A 25,731-nucleotide genomic window follows, 5' to 3' on the forward strand; every position below is an offset into this window, starting at 1 on the left:
ATTTTGGCCATAATGTTATTTCTGTCTAATTTTACAAGTGAAAATAATCATCAAAAAAGGCGCACCCAACCTTTCCGCAGGTTCATCACCCGAAAGGTTTATCCCGGCTTCCGGAAAATTCACCTGAGCGCCATTAAAAAAATGCGCTATGAAAAAGAAAACAATTGACAAAAAAGAGCTGATGGGGCACTACAGCGATCATTTGTTAACAGAGGGCAAACCACCGGTAAATGTTTATCAGTTCACAAAAAAGCTGGGGATCAGCGAAGACCATTTTTATCGCTATTTTACCAGTTTTGAGTCACTGGAAAGTGAGTACCTGGTGTACTTCTTCCAGCAATCCCTTGAACTGGTAATCCAAACCGATGGCTACGACGCCATGAGCCCGAAAGAAAAACTACTTCACTTTTACTTTGTATTCTTCGAAAACCTGACACTGAACCGCTCCCTGGTGTTACACCTGCTCCGCGCTCCCCTGACCAATAAACTGCAGCAACTGCGACCTTTACACCGTCAATTCAATACTTATATTCAGTCGGTTGGATTCAAGGAGCAGGGGCTCATTGCCAACGCGCCCGGAAAACTCAAACAGGTAAGCGAAAAAACAAGAGCAGAGCTCATATGGGCGCACTTCCTGTCGGTCTTGCAATTCTGGAAAGATGATCGGTCACCCGGCTTTGAGAAGACAGACATGTACATAGAAAAATCCATAGAACTTGGTTTTGAAATCATCAATACTGCTATACTGGGTAAATTCTTCGACCTGGGAAAATTTCTTTGGTCTGAAAAAGTTCCTGCCATTTAACGAGCAACACCAGCCAGGAGAACGATATGAAAACACTAGATAAGATACCGAAAAGAAAAATAGAAAGGGTAGGCAACTTATTAAAAGCCGGCGCTAAAGTTGGTATCAATTACCTGCAATATTACGGCAGCAGGATATCTCTCGAAGATGAAGAAATAGCAAAAGAGCAACTGCACAAAAACAACGCACTCGATATTTACGACAGCCTGAAAACACTTAAGGGCTCTGCATTGAAAATAGCGCAGATGCTCAGCATGGAGAAAAACATCATGCCCCAGGCCTACGTTGAAACATTTTCTTTGTCGCAGTTCTCTGTGCCGCCGCTTTCAGGCGCCCTTATAAAGAAAACATTCCGTAAATATTTCGGTAAAAATCCGGAGGCGCTGTTTGATACATTTTCTGTGGAAGCCATAAATGCTGCCAGCATCGGACAGGTGCATCAGGCCGAGAAGAATGGCCGCCGGCTCGCAGTGAAGATACAGTATCCGGGCGTGCGGGAAAGCATCTCGTCTGACCTGGCCATTGTAAAACCCATTGCCATGAAGATGTTCCACATAAAAAAAGAAGGCTCTGCAAAATATTTCGAAGAAGTGGAACAAAAGCTGCTTGAAGAAACAGACTATCTTCTCGAATTAGAGCGCAGCAAACAGTTCGCGCATGATTGCCGGGAATTACCCGGCCTTCGTTTCCCCGGTTACTATCCTGAGTACTCCTGCGACAAGGTTCTTACAATGGACTGGATGGAAGGCGTACATTTTTCTGAATTTGTACAACGCACCAACAATGAGCCGGAATGCTTGCATGCTTTGGGACAGACCTTATGGGATTTTTATATGTACCAGATGCACGTACTCAAAAGACTCCATGCAGACCCCCACCCCGGCAACTTCCTGGTATCTGCTACTCACGAACTGATTGTCATTGATTTTGGCTGCATCAAAGAAATACCGCCCGAATTTTATATCCCTTACTTTGAATTGGCCATAAGCAGCAACCTCAACAACCCTCGCTTTTTTGAAGAAAAACTCTATGAACTGGAGATCCTTTTGCCGAGCGACACGAACGAGGAAAAAACATTCTTCACCACACTTTTTCATGATATGCTGACTTTGTTTACCCGCCCTTTTAACGAAGAGTTTTTTGATTTTTCCGATGAGCGCTTTTTTGAAGCGATTGCTGTCATGGGGCAGCGGTATGCAAGCATGAGCCAGGTTCGGTCTATGAATACCAACAGGGGTTCGAAACATTTTATCTACCTGAACAGAACCTTCTTTGGTCTTTATAATATGATGCATGCCTTGCGCCCGGGCAGGATAACCATTCGGAATTATGAGCGCCTGAACGTGCCTGCTTCCCAGTAATCATTATGTATCCAACATTTTACACTTGACTACCGCTGCCATTGTATTTCCTAATCAGCTTTTCAGGAACCCGGCTCTGCCTAAGCATGCCCGGGTGTACCTGGTGGAAGAATATCTCTTCTTTCGTCAATATCATTTTCATAAACAGAAAATCGCTTTTCACCGGGCGTCAATGAAATATTATGAAGTTTATCTTCAATCAAACGGTTACCAGGTAGAGTATATCGAAGCAACGCAAAATATATCGGACATCAGGAGCCTCTTACAAACCTTCAAAACGATTGGTATTGCGGAAATACACCTGTACGACCCGGTAGATGACTGGCTACACAAAAGGATCCAACTTTCGGCGAAAGACTTTAGGTTGCACTGGTATGACAACCGGCTTTTCCTCACATCCAAAGCTGATATCGACAGCTACTTTGGCAACAGGGAAGTTTTCCATCAGTCAGACTTCTATAAATACCAGCGCAAGCGGCTTGACCTGCTGATGGAAGGAAACAAACCCCTGGGAGGCAAATGGAGTTATGATGCAGAAAACCGAAAGAAGTATCCCACGAACAACCACCCGCCTCCTCTGGCAAAACCATCTTCCAGCACCGTATGGGATGAGGCTTGTAAGTATACCAACCGTCACTTTAGTGATCATCCCGGCGAGCTCTCCGTGCAAACCCGGTACCCGCTTAATTTTACCGATGCCGATCGGTGGTTCGATGATTTTTTACAACACCGTTTTCATGCTTTTGGGATATATGAAGACAGTATTGTAAAAGACGCGCACTTTCTTCATCACAGCGTTATCTCTCCCTTATTGAATACAGGATTGCTGGACATCAAAATCGTTATTGATAAAAGCCTGGCTTATGGGCGCAACCAATCGATACCACTGAACTCGATGGAAGGATTTTTACGCCAGCTTATTGGTTGGCGCGAATATGTGAGAGGCGTCTATGAGTACACAGGCGCCAAACAACGCAGATCGAATTTCTGGGGCCATACAAGAAAAATACCATCCTCCTTTTATAATGGCACTACGGGTATTACACCTATAGACTGTACCATCAACAAAGTACTCCGAACGGGCTATGCCCATCACATAGAAAGACTGATGGTATTATCCAACTTTATGAACCTATGCGGTTTTCACCCCGACGAAGTGTATAAGTGGTTCATGGGTTTATTCATCGATGCCTATGATTGGGTAATGGTACCTAATATATATGGTATGAGTTTATTTGCAGACGGTGGCAAGATGAGCACCAAGCCCTATATCAGCGGCAGCAACTATCTCTTAAAAATGAGTGATTATTCAAAAGGCGCCTGGTCTGTAACCTGGGATGGTCTTTTCTGGCATTTTATTGCCGGCCATATCGCATTCTTCGAATCGCAACCCCGTCTGTCGATGCTGGCCACAGCCTGGAAAAAAATGGAGATCACTAAAAAGAATGCGCACCTCGGTGCTGCAGAAGCATTTTTATTGAAGAACGATAAATAGTTTGTTGGCTCTTCTCTACTGTCTTATTATTGGTTTTATAAAACCATTTTCATACACGGCACTCACCGGCGCACACTGGTAAATTCATGAAGACGGTGCAGAATAAAATATGTCGCCGGTGGGGAGCCAAATCCTGAAGGGTACCATTTGCAGATTCGAGACTAGTTGTAGAATTAAGTGCTTAATATTCTTAACAATGCAATTGAATTATTTTTCCCGATACGGCAAATTTGTTTAACATCTCACGAATCTTACCAGGATGACCGACTTCGAGATGCTATGCGCGTTTAAAGGAACAAAAGAGGAAGTTTTGGACGGTGTGGAAGGGCGTCTCATGGTCTTCGGTGATGCATTTGATTTTGTTGAAGCCATTGTGTAGTTCCCCGGACAGGGTTTCCTCCGTGTATCGGTGGACAGGAAGACCACTGCATTTGTCCGGTCCTTTGTCCGAGAAGGTGCCAATGACGAGGTAGCCACCTAAAGGGAGGGCGGTGCGAGCATGGTCAAGGTAGTTGGATACTTGGGGTGCAGTAGTAAGGAAGTGGAATGTGGCGCGGTCATGCCAAAGATCATAGGGGTGCGGCGGCTCGAAGTCGGCAATGTCGGCAACGATCCATTGTACAAGGGTGGCTTTTTCACCGAGCCGGTCTTGTGCGCATTTGATGGCTTCTTCCGAGATATCCAGGACAGTGATATCCTTGTAGCCCTTTTCTAATAGCAACTCGGCGAGCCGGCTTTCGCCTCCGCCTATGTCGATGATCCGGGCATTTCGGGGGAGCCGGAAAGTGTCGATGAAATCGAGGGAGGTGGCGGGCGTTTCCTGGGTCCAGCTGAGCTGATCCGGTGTCTTGTGCCGATAGATATGATCCCAATGGCTGCGCTTATCCATACAATAAAGATAGGCCATCCGGGTCAAATTTGGACTTGGAATGGGCATCGTCAGCGGACTTTGGGCGCTGTCGACCTTTACTTTGATAGGCTTATTTAAATATATTTATGTATCCAATTTCCTGATTTTACTTGCCAAGTTTCTATATAAATAATTCAGCGAACTTGAATTATTCGGTGTGGAAGACATATTCAGCCTCTTCGCGAATAAACTCAACACGAAAATGAGCAGTACCAAGAATGAACATCACTAACATCATCTTAGAAAACTCTAACTAACCGTGGGTAAAAATAAAGGGGAGCCGACATATATATATATGGGCCTCAATGATAATCTCCATTACCATATTCTTCCTTATAATGATCTACTAACTCATTAAATACTCTTTTAGCTAAATGAGGTTGTTTGAATAAAATAACATGTGGCAATTCTAGGGCTAACAAAAGATGTTGCTTTTTATTTTTAATTATATCTTTAAGACATAATTGACACCTTTTTTGACACCTGTGAAAGCAAGAAACCGTCTAAACAATTGAGTTTAAACGGTTTCTAAAAGCCGATTTTCAGCTTTTGTGCCCCAGACGGGAATCGAACCCGTACTCGCGTTTCGGCGAACAGGATTTTAAGTCCTGCGTGTCTACCAGTTCCACCACCGGGGCAGACTACAAAAAAAATCCCGCTCGAGGCGGGATTAGAGCGGAAGACCGGGCTCGAACCGGCCACCCCGACCTTGGCAAGGTCGTGCTCTACCAAATGAGCTACTTCCGCGATTCTTTGTTTAAGAACTAAATTGGGAGTGCAAAAATAGGAATCTGCGATTAACAGCCAAATTTTTCTTGCAGTATCCCGGGTTTTATTTGTATTCCGGTGTGTACTTGGAGCTTCCCTGGATCTCTATATCGGGCTTGCCTTTATAACGCTGGTGATACAAACGATAACATCCGCCTAAAACAAATGCCAGCATGCAAAATACCTGTAGATAAAACAGAAACCTTGATGAATTTACCCAGTTTTTGGTAAAATCTTTTTCTCCTACGTTGTTCGTTTCGTTTGACATATTTTCTGATTGCTTTGCAAAAATAAGGCGGGCTTCACAAATTATAAAACCTTCTTTTGAATAATATCCCGGAAACGGGTTTTCCGCTTCACAAAATATTGCCATACGACCGTCCCTTCATACACACCGTCTAACCCACACAAAGGCCGCCGCTGCTGACTTTTATGGATCTCTCCCCTTTTCAGCCAAAGCCTGTGTACAGCAAAATGCGCCTTGAAAATAGCCGTAAAAAAATCCACATCACCCTGCAATAATCCCTTTATTGCCGATACACCGTCGAGCACCAGCCGCAAAGGCAGTTTCCATATTTTTTCATTCCAGGGCAGGTTCTTGTGCAACATCAGCAGGTTGTTGCGGAAATTCAAAAAAACTTTCCTTCCTCCACGTGGTAAAGTACCCGCACCAACATGATATACTACCGAAGCCGGGCACGACATGATCTTATATCCAGCCAGTTGCAGGCGCCAACAGAGATCAATCTCTTCCTGGTGCGCGAAAAATGAAGCGTCGAGTCCGCCCATAGCATGATAAAGTTCCGCGCGTATGAACATAGCTGCCCCGGATGCCCAGAAAACAGGGATCGTATCATTGTATTGCTGCTCATCGGGCTCACAGACATCGAAGATCCGGCCACGTGAAAAGGGATAACCCAACGAATCGATCCATCCGCCGGCCGCACCCGCGTATTCAAACATCCCCGGTTCTTTATATGACAATAGTTTAGGCTGACAGGCAGCAATCTTTGCATCAGTTTCCATGAGACTGATCACCGGTTCAATCCAACCGGGCGTCACACACACATCGGAATTAAGCAACACGTAATAATCAGCCTTCACCAGGCGAAGGGCCCAGTTATAGCCGCCGGCAAATCCTTCATTGGTATCATGTGTAAGTACTTCCACACCCGGGAATGAATTACGCAAGTATTCAAGTGAGTCATCGGTAGATGCATTATCGGCCACCACCACCCTTACACCAGGGTAAGTGGAAGCCAGTACAGAGGGCAGGAACTGCTCCAGGTAATGCCTGCCATTATAATTCAGGATAACGACTGCTACACTTGGGTTCAACGATCAGGTGATTTTGTGCGAAAATAAGGCATTCAGGAAAGTCCCCAGTTAATCAGCCACCGTACTTCTTTCGGCACTGTGCGTTCTCTTGTCATCGACGTCATTTTACCCAGCCTTACGATGATGGTCTTTTTTGAAGGGATCACAATGATGTACTGCCCCAGGATGCCCCTTGCATAAAATATATCCGGATGCAACGGATCGATCCACCACTGGTAACCATAATAATCACAGGGCTTGCCGTGGGTATCGGTGATACCGCAGGCTTTGATAGATGCAGCATAATAATCGCTATCGATCACAGGCACACCCTTCCACTTGCCACTGTCTAACATCAATTGGCCAATGCGCGCAAAATCACGTGTATTGGAATTGAAACAACAATAGGCTTTGGCATGTCCGTTCTCATGATCCGTGCTCCACAATGCCGGATGCTCAGCACCCAGGGGCTGCCATAATTTAACAGCAGCATAATCACCCAACGATTGCCCCGTTGCTTTTTCCAGTATCAATCCCAGCAATTGGGTATCACCGCTTTTATACCGGTGCAAAGTGCCCGGTTCCTGCACCATTTTTACATTGACTGCGGTTTTGTATGCATCGCTTCCATAATACAGGTCGGTTGTAACGGAAAAAGGATTCCAATAAGATTCATCAAAATCCGATCCGCTGCTCATGGTAAGCAGGTCGATAATCTTTACCCGGGCTTTGGTTCCGATGCTGAATTCCGGCAGGTAATGGCCAATAGGCTCCTGCAAGGATTTGATCTCCCCTTCTTTTAATGCCACCCCTATCAATAAACTCGTAATGCTTTTGGCCATAGAGAAAGAACCCGATAAAGAGCTGTCGCTATATCCATCCCAATACTTTTCAAAAGCCACCGAATCATTCCTGATGACTAACAAACCAACGGAGCCCAGGTCTTCCATGAGTTGATTGAGGCTATCGGGATAATTGATCTTATTGTAATTGACTGCATTGTGCCAGGGTTGCGGTACGCCGGTATTAACAGTCGTATTGGAGAATATTTTATAATCGTCGATATTGGCGAAATTGTACCATACTGCTTTGAAGAGATAAGTCTTGCCACTGATCCAGGCATAAGCAGAGAAAATGGCAATCAGCCCCATCAATGACAGAACAATACGTTTGAGTATTTTTTTCATATTCTGAAAATACAAATTTTATTCCGTTTACCGACATCCTTGTCGTATCTTGCATGCAGAAACCCTATTATGCGATTCCTGCACCTCAATCTTGATTTTTTAGATCATCCAGCTCAATAGAATACTGCTGCGCAGGCGCATTTGCTTTATTGCAATCTTTTCAATCCATTTTATCATTTTTCATTTGAACAAGCGTTGATGCTTTTCAGGTGAAGCCGATCACATACAATACAACCATGTCACTACTTACTTTATCCAAATCAACCAGCGCGTACTTACAGCTGGAAGAAAAATACGGGGCACATAATTACCATCCCCTCCCCGTTGTGCTCGAAAGAGGAGAAGGTGTTTTCCTCTGGGATATTGACGGTAAACGTTATTATGATTTTCTGAGCGGTTATTCGGCCGTTAACCAGGGCCACTGTCACCCCCGGATCGTTCGCGCCCTCATTGAACAGGCGCAGAAGCTCACACTCACATCCCGCGCCTTTCACAACAACTTATTGGGTGAATATGCGCAATTCATCACTGCCTATTTTGGTTACGACAAAGTGCTGCCTATGAATACAGGCGTAGAAGGCGGTGAAACAGCCATCAAGCTGGCCAGGAGATGGGCTTATGCCCGTAAAGGTGTTGCAGAGAACCATGCAAAGATCATTTTTGCAGAAGGAAATTTTTGGGGAAGAACACTCGCTGCTATCTCCTCCTCTACCGATCCCAGCAGTTATAAAGGTTTTGGTCCTTATATGCCGGGGTTTGAGATCATTCCTTACAATGACATCATTGCACTGGAAAAAGCATTGCAGGATAAAAACGTAGCAGCCTTTATGGTAGAACCCATACAGGGCGAAGCTGGCGTGGTAGTGCCTGATGATGGCTATTTGCAAAAAGTACGCGAGCTCTGTTCGCACTACAATGTGCTGTTCATTGCAGATGAGATACAAACCGGACTGGCACGCACGGGAAAAATGCTGGCCTGTGATCATGAAAATGTTCGTCCCGATATACTCATCCTCGGCAAAGCCCTCAGCGGTGGCATGTTACCCGTATCCGCCGTACTCGCCGATGATGAAGTGATGCTCAACATCCTACCCGGTGAGCATGGTTCTACTTATGGCGGCAATCCGCTGGCCTGTGCCGTAGCCATGGAAGCACTAAAAGTATTGAAAGATGAGCAGATGGCTGAAAATGCAGCGGTCATGGGTGAATTGATGCGTAGCGAACTGGCTAAGCTGGCTTCTCCGCATATTCATACCATCCGTGGCAAAGGCCTGCTCAACGCCATCGTTATCGATCACGCCAATGCTGATGCTGCATGGGAGCTTTGCCTGACATTGAAAGAAAAAGGATTGCTGGCCAAACCTACACATGGCGATAAGATCCGTTTCGCTCCTCCGTTGCTCATCAATCGCGAACAGATACTGGAGTGCGTAGAAATCATTAGTGAAAGCCTAGCTGCTTCATTAACTCAATAGGCAGCCTGGGCAGGTTTTTTCTTTCGATCAGGTAAGTAGCAAGGCCCGATAAATCGCGGTACACATAATGTTTGCCCAATGCTCCTTCCAGGTAGCCTGCTCCGGAAGTATTGCCCGTGCCTACCCGCATGCCTATCATACGGCGCACCATGATGAGGTGCTTGTGGCGCCAGTTGCTGAGCAGGTGATCAATTTCAATCAAGGCGTCGAGCAGTTGGTAAGATGTTTGGAATACCGGGAAATCGCGGTACAGCATGATGAACAAAGCAGCCCGCATGGCTTTGGGTGAAAAATTACTGCGCAGTGTTTCCAGTTGCTCCGACGTATAATCGACGTGCGCTTTTTCAAAAAAGACATAATCGAAATCAAATATCTTGCCCTGTTCACGTTCTGTTAAGCCTTGCAGATAAATAGCCCGGTAATCATTCCAGAAAGGATGGTCCGTAGTATTGTTCGTTGTTGCAGGCTTATACTGATGCCATAGTTCTGTATCAAAAAAAGGCATGCGTTCCAGCCAGTCGTTCACCAGTTGCAACAGGTTCTTTTCTGTTTCTACGGCTGTGATACGTTCATAATCATTCCGGGTAAACCCGCCTTCATTGGTGCGTTTGTAATAGTCTTTCTGATGCCGTTTATCGATCTGCAATCCCAGCCTCGCCTCAATCAGCCTGAACTGCGCACTCTGGAAGCCGGATGAAGGCGTGAGCAGGTTGCGGAACTCCAGGAAATCGAGCGGGGTCATGGTATTGAGGATAGTGATCTGCTGGTTCAGCAGTTCCAGTATGCGGATGATCCGGTGCAGGCGGTGCCGCACCAGGTTCATATCCTCGGAGTTATCATTGATCTTTTCCTGTGAAAATATATGCATCACATAATCCAGCTCAAACAATATCTGTTTGAACCATAGTTCATAAGCCTGGTGTATGATGATGAAGAGCATTTCATCGTGCGCAGGTGTATGGCCTTCTTCAAAACTCACCGGGTGCTGACTGTCCAATATCTTTTCCAGGTGCAGGTAACTGCCATAATACAGGGGTTCCTTTTTCATAACAAGCATCGTTCTTTCAGCAAAGAAAAGCTTTGTTTACCATTATCTTTGCAATCTATGACACGTACAGAACTGGTAGCACAAATACAGCAAAAGAAATCTTATTTAACGGTGGGACTGGATACCGACATCACCAAAATTCCACCCCACCTGCAATCACACCCCGATGCCGTATTTGCCTTCAACAAAGCCATCATCGATGCTACCCTCGAATATTGTGTGAGTTACAAGATCAACACTGCTTTTTATGAATCACAGGGTTTGAAGGGTTGGGAAGCCCTGGAAAAAACCGTGAACTATATTCCTTCCACCCATTTCAAAATAGCCGATGCGAAGCGGGGCGATATTGGCAATACTTCTTCGCAATACGCCAAGACCTTTTTTGAAGTGCTGCCCTTCGATGCAGTAACGGTAGCGCCTTACATGGGTGAAGACAGTGTGCGCCCCTTCCTGGAATACGAAAACAAATGGACCATTGTACTGGGCCTCACTTCCAATGCAGGCAGTCTTGATTTCCAAAAACTGTTGCTGGCTTCCGGCGATAAAATGTTGTACGAACAGGTACTGGAAAAAACAGTTTCCTGGGGCACACCCAATAACCTGATGTTTGTAGTAGGCGCTACCCGCGCCAGCGACCTGCAACATATTCGCACCATCATACCCGATCATTTCCTGTTGGTACCCGGTGTTGGTTTTCAGGGCGGTAGTCTCGAAGAAGTATCGCAGTATGGATTGAACAAAGACTGTGGTTTGCTGGTCAATGCCAGCCGCGCCATCATCTTCGCCAGCAGCAAAGAAAATTTTGCCGAAGAAGCTGCTACCATTGCGGCCACTTATGCTGCTGAAATGAAGCAGTACCTCGAAGCCTGAGCCTCATTTATTTTGCCTATCTTGACGGCTCAGTTTTAACGTTAAATCAGGTATTCTATGCAACGGATAAAGATGCTGCTCGTTCTTCTGCTGGTTGTTGTACAACTAGCTGCACAAAACAAAACAGTAAAAGACAAAGTACTGCCGGTTTCGCCGGAAGTTAAAATAGGCAAGCTTTCCAATGGCCTCACTTATTATATCCGTAAAAACCAGGAACCAAAAAACAGGGCGGAACTGAGACTGGTGGTCAATGCCGGATCTACACTGGAGAGCGATAAACAGGTAGGTCTTGCGCACTTCGTTGAGCACATGTGTTTCAATGGTACGAAACATTTCAAGAAACAAGAGCTGGTGGACTTCCTCGAAAAAAGCGGCGTGAATTTCGGCGCCGACCTGAATGCTTACACCAGTTTCGACGAAACGGTATATGAACTACAGGTGCCTACGGATAGTCCTGTTGTATACCGACAGGCTTTGCAGATACTGGAAGACTGGGCACACCTCGTTAGCTTTGAGCATACCGAAATAGACAAAGAGCGCGGTGTAATTGTAGAGGAATGGCGATTGGGCCGCGGCGCCGATGCCAGGCTCCGTGATAAATATTTCCCGGTCATGTTAAAGGGATCACAGTATGCCAAGCGACTGCCCATTGGCACCAAGGAAAATATTGATACAGCGCATTACAATACGCTCACCAGTTTTTATAAAGACTGGTACCGCCCCGATCTGCAAGCGGTGATTGTAGTAGGCGATGTGGATGTAGCGGAAACAGAGCGGATGATCAAAGAGCATTTCGCGAAAATACCCAGGGCTGTCAATCCCAAACCAAGGAAAAAATTCAGCATTCCCTCTCATACAGAAACCAGGGTATCCATCCTTACCGATCCGGAGCAACCTTATAACGTGGTACAGATCTATTATACCCAACCGGAAATACCTGCTGCCAAAACAGAGAGTGAATACCGTGCGTCTATTGTACGCGGACTGTTCAATCAAATGATGAGCAGCAGGCTGGATGAGATCGCACAAAAGCCCGATGCACCCTTCCTTTTCGGAAGCAGTAGCTATGGTAGTTTCATTGGCGATAAAGATGCTTTCAGTTTGCTGGCCGTAGCCAAAACAGGTAAAGACATTGCCGCTTCCATGGAAACCCTCGTAACAGAGAATGAAAGGGTAAGGCAATACGGTTTCGTACAAAGCGAACTGGACCGTGCCGTTAAATCCAGCATGTCGTACATAGAGAACCTGTACAAAGAACGCAACAAGACCAAATCGGCAGAGTTGCTGCAGGAACTGGTACGTAATTATTTGAAACAGGAATCTATCCCCGGTATTGAATATGAGTATGGATTATACCAGAAATTCCTACCTACCATCACCCTGCAGGAAGTCAACAGCCTGATTAGCCGGTGGATCAAAAAGACCGATCGTTCTATTATCGTTACTGCACCCGAAAAAGAAAAAAACAACCTGATCAGCAGTACGGCTGCATTGGATATACTGAACAAACCTTTGGGCTCGTTAAAAAAGTATGAAGATAAAATGGCAACAGGTCCGTTATTGCCGGTTGCACCCGTTCCGGGCAAAATAACGGCCGAGAAACAATACGAATCCATTGGTACTACTGAATGGACTTTATCGAACGGTGCGCATGTTGTGCTCAAACCTACCACATTTAAAAACGACGATATCCAATTCTCGGCCATCAGTTGGGGCGGTACTTCACTTTACAGCGATGCCGACTATATGAATGCAACCAACGCCTCATTGATTGCATTAACAGGTGGCATGGGCAACCTGGATATACAAAGCCTGCAAAAAGAAATGGCGGGAAAGAACTGCACCGTAGCGCCTTCCATGAGTAATTACATGCAGGGCATGAATGGCAGCAGCACCACGAAAGACCTGGAAACAGCCATGCAGTTGTTATACGGCTATTTTGTAGCGCCACGTAAAGACAGCAGTATGTTCAAAGTAGTACAGCAGCAGATGCAGGTACAGTTGGCGAATAAGGATAAAAACCCGGCCAGTGTATTTGGCGATACAGTGGGCTATGTAATGGGTAATTATCACCCGAGGCGCAAACCTGTTACGCTGGAAGCAGTGAAACAACTGGAGCTTGACCGCGCATTTAATATTTATAAAGAAAGGTTCTCTAACGGCGGACAATTCCTGTTTACGTTTGTAGGCAATTTCACGTTGGACAGTATCAGGCCGCTGGTTGAAAAATATATTGCCTCTCTCCCGTCCACCGGCAAACAAGACACCTGGAAAGACGTAGGTCTGCGTTATCCGCAAGGCGTCATCAACAAAGTGGTGAAAAAAGGAAAAGAAAGCAAAGCCAGTGTACGGTTGTATTTCACCGGCAACAGCGCTGCTTTCAACGACCTCGACGAACTGCAAATTGGCCAGTTGTGTAAAGCATTGGGCATCCGTTTGAGAGAAGTGCTGCGTGAAGACGCAGGTGGCGTATACGGTGTAAGCGTTTCGGGTGGATTGAGCAGAGAACCGGTGAACAATTACAGCATCGGTATACAGTTTGGTTGCGCACCCGAAAACGTAGACAAGCTGATAGGACTAACCATGGATGAAATCAATCATACCAAGTCCAACGGCGTTGCCCCGGTCAACATTGAAAAAGTGATAGCCGAACAAACCCGTGGCCTCGAAACCGAGTTCAAGGAAAACAGTTATTGGCGTTACAAACTGGAACAGCAGATCTTCCGCAAGCAAAATCCCGAAAAAATACTGGAAGCGCCGCAACTCGTTAAGAAAATTACCGTAGAGCGCACGAAAGAACTTGCGAATCAATATTTCAATGAAGCCAATATGGCCAAATTTGTCTTACTGCCTGAGGATAAATAAAAATGCCTGGTCGTCATCCTGAGCAATGTCACCCTGAGCGAGCGAAGGATGACGATCAAACATTTTTTATCCAATTACAAAACCATCCGGCAGAATAGCCATCTTCTTCACCACCACAATACCGTCTTTCACCGCATACAAAGGATGGTCTGTATTAGCCAGGTGATCTCCTCCGTTGATCTGAACGGCATTGCCAATGCGGCAATTCTTATCTATGATCGCATTCTTGATAAAGCAACGTTCGCCAATGCCCATCCTGGGTATTCCTTTGGAATCATCCGTGCTCATTTCTTCAATGGTTTCATACCCGTCGTTACCCATAACATAACTGTTAACGATGGTAGTACCGGCTCCTATGCGCGAACGGATGCCTACGATACATTGTTCCAGCCTGCTGGCATGGATAATGGACCCTTCCGCGATCAGGGTTTTTTCCAGCGTGGTGCCACTGATCTTGGCAGGAGGCAACATGCGGGAGCGGCTATACACCGTCTTGGTATGATCGAATAAATTGAAAGGTGGAATATCCTGTGTCAGCGCCAGGTTGGCTTCGAAGAAGGAATAGATGTTCCCGATATCGGTCCAGTAACCATCATACTGGTAGCTGATCACTTTATAATTTGCAATGGAATCGGGGATGATCTCTTTCCCGAAATCTGTTGCTTGCGGATGTACTTCATTAAGCAGGTGATACAGCATTTTCTTACTGAAAATATAAATACCCATCGAGGCCTGGTAATGCCTGCCTGCCTGCTGCATCTCGGCCCCGGTGTCGCTTACCCAATCGGGCAACAACTCTTTTTTCGGTTTCTCAATGAAAGATGTAATGAAGCTCTTCGCATCCGCTTTCATGATACCGAACTCCGTTGCTTCCCTTTCCGTTACTGGAATAGTAGCAATGGAGATATCCGCTTCACTTGTTCTGTGCGCCTTGAGCATTTCGGTAAAATCCATCTGGTACAACTGGTCACCACTCAGGATAAGTACATACTCGAAATCGTGGTTCGAAATATGCCGGAGCGATTGTCGCACCGCATCGGCCGTACCCTGGAACCAACCGCTGTTTTCGGGTGTTTGTTCGGCAGCCAGTATGTCTACAAAACCAGTACTGAAGGCGCTGAATAAATAAGTATTCTTGATGTGCTTGTTCAACGATGCCGAGTTGAACTGGGTAAGCACGAACATGCGATTGATATCGCTGTTGATACAATTGCTGATAGGGATATCAACGAGGCGGTATTTACCGGCAATTGGTACAGCGGGTTTGGATCGGCTCGCGGTAAGCGGGAACAGTCTTGTTCCGGCGCCTCCTCCCAGGATCACGGCCAGAACTGATTTTGAAATCGTACTCATCGTATAGCGGTTTTATTAGGTTATCGTAATGACCTGTACAGCTTCAGGTATGCTTCTACTACAGATTCCCAGCTGTGGTCTATTTCCATCATCTGCTTGCGCATCGTATCCAAATGCGCCGGGTGTTGGTATACCGATACGGCACGGCTGATCGAATAGTCGATGTCTTCAATATTCGCATGGTTGAAGCGGATACCAAACCCACCGGGATCGCCCATATCCGTCACCGTATCCTGCAAACCACCTGTACTTCTCACAATGGGAACGGTTCCATAACGCATGGCATACATCTGGTTGAGTCCGCATGGCTCCACCCTGCTGGGCATCAACAAAAAATCAGCGCCGGCATACATCAGGTGACTCAATGCTTCATCATATCCTATCACCACATTGAACACATCGGCATAAGGCTCTTTCATTTGCTGGAACTGCCATTCCACCTGCGTTTCGCCACTGCCCAGTACGAGGAAAGAAGCCTGGCCCTGTGTGTGATCAATGGCCACACGGATCGCATCGGGTAATACATCGGCCGCTTTTTCGCCCACGAGCCGGCCAATGAAAACAAATAATGGTTTGTTGGGATCCAAACCAAACCGCCTGCACAATAACTCTTTATTCTGCTGCTTGCCTGTCTTTGCGGTGGCAACAGAAAAATGATGATCGAGGTATTTATCCGTTTCAGGATCCCATACTTCATTATCGATTCCGTTGAGAATGCCCACACATTTTCCCTTTTCGTATTCGAATAATTTTTCCAGTCCGTTCGAATTCGAGCGCAGCTCATCCATATAACTATGGCTCACGGTGGTTACTTTATCGGCGCACTTGATGCCCGATGCCAATGGATTAATATTACCGTTCCAATCCAGCATGCCCCTTTTCCACAGGTCCCACCGCGGTATATACTTACTCTGGTCCCACCCCATCCATCCCTGGTATTGGGCATTGTGAATGGTAAGCACGGTGGGGATAGATGCCAGCTTCCGGTAATCATAGCAATGCTGCATCATGAAGGGCAGCAGACCGGCATGATAGTCGTGGCAGTGCAGCACGCGGGGTTTGTGCTCCCAACTGCTCATCCAGTTCACTACAGCGATCTGGAAGGCTGTGAAACGCTCCACATCATCATCATACCCATATATCCGGTGCCGGTCGAGCAGCCCGTTGATGTCTACCAGGTAAAGGTCGAACCCCAGCTTATTGGTGGTTTCCTTGATGATGGTATAGTCGAAAAACCAGTTTCCCAGGTTGGAACTTCCTTTGAAATCTACCGTCCACTCGTTGTCGTATAAGAACTTGGTCCGGTACATGGGCATCACCACTTTGGCTACATGCCCCGCTTTGCATTGGTATTTGGGTAAAGCCCCTACTACATCGCCTAATCCGCCCGCTTTGGCTACGGGATAACACTCTGCACTGACATGAATGATCTCCATGAGACGCTTTTGAAAGATTTGCTCTGAAGTTAGTAACTAAAAGCATTCATTCAATTCTCGTATTTAAATTTTTCCATCTTATTTTTGATTATTTTGCAGCCCCTGTCTAAAACAGCTTGTCTACCATGAACCAACAAACCAAATGGTCGCAGTTCGGCACCCTCATTTCTGTTTTCTTTTTCTGGGGATTTGTAGCCGCGAGTAACGACATACTCATTCCGGTATTTAAAAAAGCTTTTAACCTGTCGCAGGCGCAGAGCATGCTGGTATCTGTGGCTTTTTATGTAGCCTACACCGTAGGGTCGCTTATTTATTTTGGCATATCTAAAACGATTAAGCACGACCTGCTGAATAAAATGGGTTATAAAAACGGCATTGCCCTTGGGCTCCTTATTTCAGCTATTGGTACACTGCTGTTCTATCCTGCGGCCAACAGTTCTTCTTTTACATTGATGATTACCGGGCTGTTTGTAGTAGGATTGGGTTTTTCGCTTCAGCAGATTGCTGCCAACCCACTCGCCATTGTGATCGGCGATCCCAAAACTGGTTCACAAAGACTAAACATGGCAGGAGGTATCAATAACTTCGGTACCACCATCGGCCCATTACTGGTAAGCTTTGCCATCTTCGGCAGTGTTACCAGTGGTTCCGGTACCGCCAGCATCGAAAGTGTGAAAGTGCCCTATCTCGTCCTCGGCGCCGCTTTCATCCTGGTGGCGTTGTTCTTTAAGTTTTCATCCATCCCCAATAAAATTGACCTGGAAGATGTGGCAGCACACGAGGCCGACAGTGAAAAGCAGGTGATGCACCGGTCTTCGGCTATTCAATACCCTCAACTTTGGCTGGGCATGATCGGCATATTCGTATATGTAGGCGTGGAAGTGGCCACCGCCGCCAACCTGCCCGAATACATGCGGCAGCATATGAACATTCCTACAGATAAGATCGCACCCTTCGTATCGCTCTATTGGGCCAGTCTTATGATGGGTCGCTGGACTGCGTCTGTGGGTGCATTCAGTGTGAGCATGGGAGCTAAAAAAATTCTTAATTTTCTCATGCCTTACCTGGCATTTGCCGTTTTCCTTGCGGTGAACGCTATTGCCCGGCACGATATCAGCTCCTTTTATGTATACGGTTTTGTGATCATTGCCATGATCATAGGTGATATCCTCAGCAAAGGTAATCCTGCACGGATGTTATTGATCTTTGCATCGATGGGCATTACAGCATTAGTGATCGGCATGCTCTCAGAAGGCAAGACCAGTGTGTTTGCATTCATCAGTGTTGGACTTTTCTGCAGTACATTGTGGCCCTGTATTTTCACCCTGGCCATCGCCGGTCTGGGTAAACATACCAACCAGGGAAGCAGCATGCTCATTATGATGATTATGGGAGGCGGACTGGTGAGTTTACTGCAAGGATGGGTAGCTTCGGATCATATATTGGGCATCCGGTATAGCTATGTGGTAGGCGTAGCGTGTTTTGCTTACCTTGCGTTTTACGCAATCCGTTCAAAAGCTATTTTGAAAGCACAGGGAATTGATTATGATATAAAAACAAGTGGAGCTCATTAAAAAAAATATACATGGTGAAGAAAACGCAGGGTGTAGAGCCTTTGGCTATTGGAATCGATATCGGTGGCACCAACACCAAATTCGGAATTGTAGATGAAGTAGGTAATATACTTTTCTCGAGCGATATGTCAACCCGGATTCACAAAGATGTGAACAGTTTCATTGACGAGTTATACAACAACCTGCATCCTTTCATTGAGCAGGCCGGCGGCATAGGCCGCATCAAAGGGATCGGCGTAGGCGCTCCCAACGGTAATTATTACACCGGCACCATTGAATACGCACCCAACCTGCCCTGGAAAGGCATTATCCCATTGGGTAAGCTGATCGAAGACAAGTTCAAAATACCCGCGATCATCACCAATGATGCCAATGCAGCTGCACTGGGTGAAATGATGTATGGTGCGGCACAGGGCATGAAGGACTTTATCATGATCACACTGGGCACCGGTGTGGGCAGCGGTATCGTAGCCAATGGGCACCTTATATACGGGCATGATGGTTTTGCCGGTGAACTCGGACATACCATCATCATACCAGACGGCCGCCTGCACGAAGGCACCGGTAAAAAAGGATCACTGGAAAGTTATGCATCTGCAACAGGCGTACGCCTCACCGCGTTGGAATTCCTGGAGAAAAGCCCCAAACCCAGCCTGCTTCGCGCCCTACCGCAAGACAGCATTGACTCCAAAGCAGTACACGATGCCGCCATGGAAGGCGATGAACTGGCCAAAGAAATATTTGAATATACCGGTAAGATATTGGGCATCGCCCTGGCGAACTTTGTCATGTTCTCCAGTCCGGAAGCTATTATTCTTTTCGGAGGCCTTACCAAAGCTGGTGATATGATACTGAAACCTACGCGCGAAAGCATGGAAAACACCCTCATACAGGTGTTCCAGAATAAAGTGCGGATTTTGGTGAGTCACCTTAAATCGGCAGATGCTGCTATACTAGGAGCGTCGGCGTTGGTGTGGTAAGTTTTTCCTGCATCCATTTTTCTTTTCCCCATCCGGGTATGACGTGTTTTTCACTATGGTAAGAGGAACGCACCAGCGGACCACTCTCTACATAATCAAAACCGAGCTCATATCCTATTTCACGCAGTTCAGCAAACTCATCGGGATGCACGAAACGCTGAACAGCTAAATGTTTTTTGGTAGGTTGCAGGTATTGCCCCAGGGTAAGTACATCACAACCTACTGTAAGCAGGTCTTCCATACTTTGGATCACTTCTTCTTTGGTCTCTCCCAGTCCCAGCATGATACCCGTTTTGGTACGCATGCCTCCTTCTTTCAACATACGCAACACATCGAGACTGCGACGGTATTTAGCCTGTATGCGTACCTGCCTGGTTAAACGCTCTACTGTTTCCATATTATGACTCACCACTTCAGGCGCAGCATCGATGATGCGTTGCACCTGTTCTGCATTGCCCCTGAAATCGGGGATCAACGTTTCGAGCGTGGTACCCGGGTTGAGGGCTTTGACCGCTTTGATGGTATTGAACCATATAATGGATCCGCCGTCTTTGAGCTCGTCGCGGTCTACACTCGTAATCACGGCATGCTTTACCGTCATCAGGTGAATGGCTTCCGCTACACGCTGCGGCTCATCCCAATCCACCGGTTCGGGCCTGCCGGTGGCTACGGCACAAAAACCACAACTGCGGGTACAGATATTGCCCAGTATCATGAAAGTGGCAGTGCCTTCGCTCCAGCATTCGCCCATATTCGGGCAATTGCCGCTTTCACAAATGGTATGTAATTTATGGGTATCCACCAGTCCGCGTACGTGCTTATAACTGGCGCCAATAGGCAGCTTTACACGAAGCCAATTGGGTTTTTGAAGTTTATGTTCGTTGGTATCAACTTTGGGAACTACGGGTAACTCTTGCATGGAACGCCTCTTAATCTGGTTCTATGCAAAAATAAGTCACTTTCGCTTACCAAAAGTGAGGGCTATATAAGCGTTGAAAAAGAAGCTTTTATCGGGCACTTGCACCAGGATGGGCATTTTCTGGGAATAATATTCGGCGTTCAGTCCCACTTCAATAGCCGAAAGCAATTCATTGTACCTTCCATAATCGAAGCGTAATGCAGTACGCAGGTGCGCTCCGGGCACTACCTGCACTTCGCCCCATCCCTTGAAAAACCCGCCGCTGCCGGTAATGATCGTAGGATCGAGGAACAGGCTATCGTTGCTGCCATTGTATTTGATGCTTTGCGCTTTGTTGCCGTCGTACTTATTTAGTATGTTGAGGTAATAAGGTTTGAGTAATCCGGCAGTAATACCGCCGCCATAAATGGCCGACACAGCCACACCATTTTTATTGCCTTTACCCCCGATCAGTTTCTGCTGACCGAAGCCCAGTTTGAAATGATAAAAGTTATTGCGCTTACCATACACATAATTGGAGATGATGGTGAAGCCCGATCCATTGTTGTTGAAAGCGGAGCTTTTATCTTCTTTGGGATGTTTGTGTTCGCCAAACTCCATCCACCAAATATTAGTAGTAGTGATGGTCTTGTATTTACCATGCTCATAAAAAATACCCCATCCATCGGTGTTGAATTTGAAGCCATAAGCGTTCTGTTTCTGAAAAATGAGCGCGCCCTCTTCTTCCTGTTTGATCAACTGATTGATCCTTTCTTTTTTCTCAGCTTTTTTTTGCGCTTTTTCAGCGGCCTCTTTCGAAAGCTGCTTTTGTTGCGCCGATACGATCATGAAACCCAGTATGAACGGAATAAAAATTAGCTTCTTCACATCGTTTGGTTTGATAGCTGTAAATTTATGGCAAATTTGATGCAATGACTTCACAAATTATTTATAAAGGTGATTTGCGTACCACTGCTACGCACCTGCAGAGCGGAACTGTTATAGAGACCGATGCGCCTACCGATAACCAGGGGAAGGGAGAACGTTTCTCTCCTACCGACCTTGTAGCGACAGCTTTGGGCACCTGTATGATTACTACCATGGCCATCAAGGCAAGAACGATGAATATTGAGTTGGATGGGACCCGTGTGGATGTAACCAAAATAATGGTAAGCGACCCTCGTCGCGTTGGCAAGATCGTAGCACACATGTATATGCCTGCCGGCTTGCATGTAGATGAAAAAACAAAAGAGATCCTCGAGAGAACGGCGCGCACCTGTCCTGTTGAAAGAAGCCTGCATCCCGATGTAGCGCTCGATATCGCTTTCTACTGGTAACCTTTAACCGGCATTGAGTATTTTATTGCCCACCGCGCATACCAGGCACCTTTTCTTTGCACAATAATGATTACTGAGTTCCGTCATCGCCTGTGAATCCAGCGCTGAGTGGATGGTTATGCCCATGGTCTGCCATTCCCTGGTAATCCTGTTCTGCTCAGCAGGCAATTCCAGTAACCAGGAAAGCAGGTCGGCTTTTTGATGTGCAGCGTTATGATAAGTGGCATGGGCAAATAAAAGCGGGATCACCGTGTTGATGATGAGGTTATCGGCCATATACCGGCCAAGGTATTTGGGTTGCGATTTACTTTCTTCTTTGAAGTGGTAATGCGTGTTCCAGTAATCATCTGCTGCGATATCTGCAAATACAGTTGACAATGAAGCAACTGACCGTGCTTCGCAGAACAATGAATAAAATGAGGGGCAGCGATGGAACAATGCAGCCAGTTGGGACAGCCGTATCGTGGGAAACGATGCAGGTCGCATACGCAGAAAAGCGGCCGGCAAAGCGGATGGCACCAACTTGTATTTATTCCTGTAGAATGCATATTCCGTTTGCAGTAAAAGTCCATATGCATCCTTGCCGGCATGGCCCAGCAGGTTGGCCTGCCCCATTAAAAGGGCTTCCAGTTGTGTTCTGCGATTGCGATGACGCGCCAACAATCGCACTGGCAATGCAGTTGCCACCTGTTCAAACAATATGCGGTTCACTTTACCACCGAAATTGCCGGCAATCGAACGCCAGCAGACTTCTTCCCAATCGCCATTGCATTGCTGCAATGTTTCGAGTACCTGCATGGCTTTCTGTTCCAGTCTTTCAGCAGCCAGCCGTTCTTTCCATGCATACCATGCCAGTGGGGTGAGTGCAGGTAAAAAAGAAGCACAGGAAACAGGCATGGGATTATCCATGATGCATCGATAACGCTGCAACAAAGAAGCAGCGATCCTATGTTTCAGTTCGAGCGTAGGTATCCTGTTCCCGTAGCCATCGAACAATAATTCATCTTCTTCCCATACTACATGCAGGATGATCTTTTGATAATATGGGTCATCATAATGCCGGTGCCTGTTCCAGTCAGACGCAAGCAGGTGCAGTTCTACAGCGCCCACCCAGGTAGTATTCCCGATATGTATCCATGCTTCCGAGAAATCGGGACCCTGGTGCAGGTTCAGCATACCACAACGCTCTATCACCACCCTTTCTCCCTGCGTGGTAAACAACTCCTTCGCATTGAAATACTGGAACTGCCAGATGAATTGCAACAACCGCTCGTTCATGCCTGTTCATTAAACAGGCAAAATAGCCGTTAATGGCTTGCGGAAAATACGTGATTTGACAACTCCCTCACCACCCTGCTCACTGGTAATCCCATTACATTATAGAAGTCGCCTTCCACACGTTGTATCCCCACCACACCGATCCATTCCTGGATGGCATAAGCGCCGGCTTTATCGTAGGGTTGGTATTTGTCTACATAGAAACTGATCTGATCAAGACTCAGGTGATGAAAATGGACTTCAGTAACATCTGAAAAAGATATTTCACCCTCATTATGCAGGATCACTACGCCGGTAATCACCCGGTGTGTATTACCGGAGAGCAATTGAAGGATGCGGATCGCTTCATCGCGGTCAGCAGGTTTGCCAATCACCTGCCCATCCAATACCACAATGGTATCGGCCGCCAGGATGGTACTTCCTGCATATTCACCATGATAAGCTTCCTGCACGTACTGCTTTACTGCTGCTGCCTTGCCCCTGGCAATATGTATGGGCACTTCGGTTACCGGCATTCCTTCAGGAAAACTTTCATCGGTAGATTGCACGATCACTTCAAATGGAATCTCGGCCCATTCCAACAGCATTTTTCTGCGTGGAGATTGTGAGGCCAGTATGATAGGAGTCTTCGTCATAAATAAAATCCAAAAAACACCATCGACAATATACCCGTCATCATAACCAGTTTTACGATGGTACTGAGTGTATGAAAATCTTTGGCTGAACTGGCTTTGAATAATTTAAGCAATATCCATACCAGTGGGGCAATGATCAATACGATACAATACAGCACACTGAGCCACCAGCCGAACGGCAGAACATAAAACTGGAGAACCAGCAACGAAGCAATGAGTACGATCAGCCAAACTGCGGCATACACTTTACTGGCATTGATACCCCATACAATGGGCATGGTGCGGCACCCGTAACGCCTGTCGCCCTCCACATCTTCCATATCCTTGATCACTTCCCTGATCAGCGATATGATGAAAGCAAACGCAGCATAAACAATGGTAAGCCTGAAAAAACGCACTTCATTTGTTTTGACGGCGAGTATATGATCCAGTTGTAAAGGTTGCTTGGACAGGAAAAGCACCATGATCACCCATGCCGTCAATAAGGAAATAATGATATTGCCTATGAGCAACTGTTTTTTGAAATTGGTGGAATAAAACCACAACAATATAATGCTCGCCAGGTTGGCCAATACCAGGTGCCAGTAATTGTTCAGCGGAAGCGCTGCAAAACTGAAGAACAGCCCCAGCAGGCTCAGGAACATGTGCCAGAAAATCACCCACCGGCGGTTGATGATCACATTCACCACCACTTTATCGGGCTTGTTCACCTGATCAATATTCAGATCGAAATAATCATTGATGATGTAACCTGCAGCCGCTATCATTACAGAAGCAATGACCAGAAAAATAAATTGGCGGGTATCGTTAGGCTGACTGGCTTCTCCTATATAGATACGTTTATAAATGCAGTATTCGAACAGCATTTGGGTAAGCACGATGAACACCAGGTTCGGCCATCGCACCAGTCTGAAAAAAGCAGTAATGAGTTTCAAATTGGGCATGTATGCTATGCAAGATAATGAACTATTGGGCCCTGATGCTGAAGTCTTCATTCCAGTCGCCCCGCAGCCTCATCACTTTCTCAATCACATCCCGCACGCAGCCTTCGCCGCCTTTGAGCCGGGATACATACAATGATTTTTTCCTGATCTCCTGTGCAGCATCGGCAGGACAGCAAGGCAGGCCTGCCAGGTCCATGGCTTTTATATCGGGGATATCATCTCCCATATACAACAATTGGGTGCTGTCAATATTGTGATTATGCATGAATGCCTTCAGCACCTCTACTTTGTTTTCCACTTTCATCCATACATGCTCTACACCCAGTTTATTCAGGCGCTCTTTTACTTCATCGGAATTTCCTCCGGAAATAACTGCCACTTTATATCCCTTCTTCACAGCCAGTTGCAATGCATAACCATCTTTGATATTCATCCGCCGTGCCATCACACCGCCGGGCAATACCAGCAGGCTGCCGTCGGTAAGTACACCGTCTACATCAAAGACAAAAGCAGTAATGGGTTTGAAGCGTTCCAGCATGCAAAAAGATTGAAGTATCTGTTATTATTTCTGGTTATCGCGCCATTCATAAACCCAGGCGCTCTGTATCATTTCCAGGTGCCCTTCGGTGCTCTGTTCACGGGTTCCTTCGAAACCGGGCAGTTCCAGTATCCACTCCAGCAGCTCGGTGAAACGGATGCGATATATTTTCGCCTCGGTGAAATCATCGCCAAACTTTTCATACAGCTTCATGGCAATATCTTCATGATCGTTCCAGTGGATCGGCGGTTCAAAATGACTCATAATTAAATTTTATTCTCCCAAAAATTGCGTCTGATCGGGAATGGTTACCACAACTTCTCCTTTGCTTCCTTCCTGCAACACACACTGGCATCCCAGGCGTGAATTGATGCGCGGGTTAACGGCACGATCAATGAAATCCTCTTCCTTATCGCTCAGGTCTTCCAGCAGGTGCATGCCATCTTCTACATACAGATGACAGGTACTGCAGGCACATACGGCGCCGCAATTGTGGTGTAATTCAATGCCATTGTGCAGGCATACCTCCAGCAAACTCTGATCGGCCTTGATGTTGCTCAATATAACCGGCTCCAGTCCCCGCTGCTCAAACTTTACCTTGATCGTGTACATAGTTTCATTTTCCGGTGCAAAAGTATCTGAAAACGAACAAAAAGG

General features: G+C 46.4%; 24 protein-coding genes and 2 tRNA genes. 9 read left to right on the forward strand and 17 right to left on the reverse strand.

Annotated features, from left to right (window positions below; translation table 11 throughout):
* Positions 1 to 148: 148 nt before the first annotated feature.
* The 3 genes from SEDOR53_RS0114285 to SEDOR53_RS0114295 are packed head-to-tail and all read left to right on the forward strand — an operon-like array spanning position 149 to position 3,661.
* Positions 149 to 805, forward strand: a complete 657-nt coding sequence (locus SEDOR53_RS0114285) for a TetR family transcriptional regulator C-terminal domain-containing protein (protein ID WP_037361373.1) — start codon at positions 149 to 151, stop codon at positions 803 to 805.
* Positions 806 to 831: 26 nt separating this feature from the next.
* On the forward strand, positions 832 to 2,166 hold the full coding sequence (locus SEDOR53_RS0114290) for an AarF/ABC1/UbiB kinase family protein (protein ID WP_026770333.1): 1,335 nt from the start codon (positions 832 to 834) through the stop codon (positions 2,164 to 2,166).
* A 25-nt stretch (positions 2,167 to 2,191) separates the two neighbouring features.
* Entirely contained in the window at positions 2,192 to 3,661 is a 1,470-nt protein-coding gene (locus SEDOR53_RS0114295) for a cryptochrome/photolyase family protein (protein WP_026770334.1), read from the forward strand.
* 277 nt (positions 3,662 to 3,938) lie between these two features.
* On the opposite strand, the gene SEDOR53_RS0114300 is transcribed toward SEDOR53_RS0114295, so the two are convergent.
* The 6 genes from SEDOR53_RS0114300 to SEDOR53_RS0114325 form a co-directional block, all read right to left on the reverse strand.
* Complete coding sequence (locus SEDOR53_RS0114300) at positions 3,939 to 4,550, reverse strand: trans-aconitate 2-methyltransferase (RefSeq protein ID WP_026770335.1); 612 nt, start codon at positions 4,548 to 4,550, stop codon at positions 3,939 to 3,941.
* A 573-nt stretch (positions 4,551 to 5,123) separates the two neighbouring features.
* Positions 5,124 to 5,209: transfer RNA gene (locus tag SEDOR53_RS0114305), tRNA-Leu, on the reverse strand.
* A 36-nt stretch (positions 5,210 to 5,245) separates the two neighbouring features.
* A tRNA-Gly gene (locus SEDOR53_RS0114310) sits at positions 5,246 to 5,318 on the reverse strand.
* An 85-nt stretch (positions 5,319 to 5,403) separates the two neighbouring features.
* A complete protein-coding gene (locus SEDOR53_RS0114315; protein ID WP_026770336.1) occupies positions 5,404 to 5,607 on the reverse strand; it encodes a hypothetical protein in 204 nt (67 codons plus the stop codon).
* 41 nt (positions 5,608 to 5,648) lie between these two features.
* Positions 5,649 to 6,677 (reverse strand): glycosyltransferase family 2 protein, encoded by a 1,029-nt coding sequence (locus SEDOR53_RS18145; RefSeq protein WP_037361386.1) that lies wholly within the window; start codon positions 6,675 to 6,677, stop codon positions 5,649 to 5,651.
* A gap of 32 nt (positions 6,678 to 6,709) precedes the next feature.
* Positions 6,710 to 7,843: a serine hydrolase gene (locus SEDOR53_RS0114325; protein ID WP_026770337.1), complete on the reverse strand. Its 1,134-nt coding sequence runs from the start codon at positions 7,841 to 7,843 to the stop codon at positions 6,710 to 6,712.
* Between the two features lie 236 nt (positions 7,844 to 8,079).
* On the opposite strand from SEDOR53_RS0114325, the gene rocD reads away from it, so the two are divergent.
* Positions 8,080 to 9,318, forward strand: coding sequence for an ornithine--oxo-acid transaminase (rocD, locus tag SEDOR53_RS0114330; RefSeq protein ID WP_026770338.1), 1,239 nt, complete (start codon positions 8,080 to 8,082; stop codon positions 9,316 to 9,318).
* On the opposite strand, the gene SEDOR53_RS0114335 is transcribed toward rocD, so the two are convergent.
* Positions 9,284 to 10,366: a tryptophan 2,3-dioxygenase family protein gene (locus SEDOR53_RS0114335; protein ID WP_026770339.1), complete on the reverse strand. Its 1,083-nt coding sequence runs from the start codon at positions 10,364 to 10,366 to the stop codon at positions 9,284 to 9,286. The two genes, rocD and SEDOR53_RS0114335, sit on opposite strands and share 35 nt — an antisense overlap.
* 57 nt (positions 10,367 to 10,423) lie before the next feature.
* Here SEDOR53_RS0114335 and pyrF point away from each other — a divergent pair, with 57 nt between their 5' ends.
* A complete protein-coding gene (pyrF, locus tag SEDOR53_RS0114340; RefSeq protein ID WP_026770340.1) occupies positions 10,424 to 11,236 on the forward strand; it encodes an orotidine-5'-phosphate decarboxylase in 813 nt (270 codons plus the stop codon).
* Between the two features lie 57 nt (positions 11,237 to 11,293).
* Positions 11,294 to 14,101, forward strand: a complete 2,808-nt coding sequence (locus SEDOR53_RS0114345) for a pitrilysin family protein (protein ID WP_026770341.1) — start codon at positions 11,294 to 11,296, stop codon at positions 14,099 to 14,101.
* Between the two features lie 66 nt (positions 14,102 to 14,167).
* Here SEDOR53_RS0114345 and SEDOR53_RS0114350 read toward each other — a convergent pair whose 3' ends face one another.
* Together SEDOR53_RS0114350 and SEDOR53_RS0114355 are read right to left on the reverse strand one after the other, a co-directional pair.
* On the reverse strand, positions 14,168 to 15,454 hold the full coding sequence (locus SEDOR53_RS0114350; protein WP_037361389.1) for a glucose-1-phosphate adenylyltransferase: 1,287 nt from the start codon (positions 15,452 to 15,454) through the stop codon (positions 14,168 to 14,170).
* 20 nt (positions 15,455 to 15,474) lie between these two features.
* Positions 15,475 to 16,890, reverse strand: coding sequence for a glycogen synthase (locus SEDOR53_RS0114355; protein ID WP_026770343.1), 1,416 nt, complete (start codon positions 16,888 to 16,890; stop codon positions 15,475 to 15,477).
* 125 nt (positions 16,891 to 17,015) lie between these two features.
* Here SEDOR53_RS0114355 and SEDOR53_RS0114360 point away from each other — a divergent pair, with 125 nt between their 5' ends.
* On the forward strand, positions 17,016 to 18,464 hold the full coding sequence (locus tag SEDOR53_RS0114360) for an MFS transporter (protein WP_026770344.1): 1,449 nt from the start codon (positions 17,016 to 17,018) through the stop codon (positions 18,462 to 18,464).
* A gap of 11 nt (positions 18,465 to 18,475) precedes the next feature.
* On the forward strand, positions 18,476 to 19,444 hold the full coding sequence (locus SEDOR53_RS0114365) for an ROK family protein (RefSeq protein WP_026770345.1): 969 nt from the start codon (positions 18,476 to 18,478) through the stop codon (positions 19,442 to 19,444).
* Here the strand turns inward: SEDOR53_RS0114365 and lipA are convergent.
* Positions 19,413 to 20,363, reverse strand: coding sequence for a lipoyl synthase (lipA, locus tag SEDOR53_RS0114370; RefSeq protein ID WP_026770346.1), 951 nt, complete (start codon positions 20,361 to 20,363; stop codon positions 19,413 to 19,415). The genes SEDOR53_RS0114365 and lipA overlap by 32 nt on opposite strands.
* Positions 20,364 to 20,399: 36 nt before the next feature.
* On the reverse strand, positions 20,400 to 21,230 hold the full coding sequence (locus tag SEDOR53_RS0114375; protein ID WP_157576839.1) for a hypothetical protein: 831 nt from the start codon (positions 21,228 to 21,230) through the stop codon (positions 20,400 to 20,402).
* 44 nt (positions 21,231 to 21,274) lie between these two features.
* On the opposite strand from SEDOR53_RS0114375, the gene SEDOR53_RS0114380 reads away from it, so the two are divergent.
* Entirely contained in the window at positions 21,275 to 21,679 is a 405-nt protein-coding gene (locus tag SEDOR53_RS0114380; RefSeq protein WP_026770348.1) for an OsmC family protein, read from the forward strand.
* Between the two features lie 3 nt (positions 21,680 to 21,682).
* Here the strand turns inward: SEDOR53_RS0114380 and SEDOR53_RS0114385 are convergent, their stop codons facing one another.
* The 6 genes from SEDOR53_RS0114385 to SEDOR53_RS0114410 are packed head-to-tail and all read right to left on the reverse strand — an operon-like array spanning position 21,683 to position 25,686.
* On the reverse strand, positions 21,683 to 22,957 hold the full coding sequence (locus SEDOR53_RS0114385) for a DUF2851 family protein (protein ID WP_026770349.1): 1,275 nt from the start codon (positions 22,955 to 22,957) through the stop codon (positions 21,683 to 21,685).
* A 29-nt stretch (positions 22,958 to 22,986) separates the two neighbouring features.
* A complete protein-coding gene (locus SEDOR53_RS0114390) occupies positions 22,987 to 23,592 on the reverse strand; it encodes a nucleoside triphosphate pyrophosphatase (protein WP_026770350.1) in 606 nt (201 codons plus the stop codon).
* Positions 23,589 to 24,536 (reverse strand): geranylgeranylglycerol-phosphate geranylgeranyltransferase, encoded by a 948-nt coding sequence (locus SEDOR53_RS0114395; RefSeq protein WP_232214780.1) that lies wholly within the window; start codon positions 24,534 to 24,536, stop codon positions 23,589 to 23,591. Before SEDOR53_RS0114395 ends, SEDOR53_RS0114390 begins: the two co-directional genes overlap by 4 nt.
* 22 nt (positions 24,537 to 24,558) lie before the next feature.
* Entirely contained in the window at positions 24,559 to 25,074 is a 516-nt protein-coding gene (locus SEDOR53_RS0114400; RefSeq protein ID WP_026770352.1) for an HAD family hydrolase, read from the reverse strand.
* A 24-nt stretch (positions 25,075 to 25,098) separates the two neighbouring features.
* On the reverse strand, positions 25,099 to 25,338 hold the full coding sequence (iscX, locus tag SEDOR53_RS0114405) for a Fe-S cluster assembly protein IscX (RefSeq protein ID WP_026770353.1): 240 nt from the start codon (positions 25,336 to 25,338) through the stop codon (positions 25,099 to 25,101).
* A 9-nt stretch (positions 25,339 to 25,347) separates the two neighbouring features.
* Positions 25,348 to 25,686, reverse strand: a complete 339-nt coding sequence (locus tag SEDOR53_RS0114410; protein ID WP_026770354.1) for a 2Fe-2S iron-sulfur cluster-binding protein — start codon at positions 25,684 to 25,686, stop codon at positions 25,348 to 25,350.
* Positions 25,687 to 25,731 lie beyond the last annotated feature (45 nt).

Origin of the sequence: Asinibacterium sp. OR53, from assembly GCF_000515315.1 — a bacterium.
Classification (GTDB): Bacteria; Bacteroidota; Bacteroidia; order Chitinophagales; family Chitinophagaceae; genus Sediminibacterium.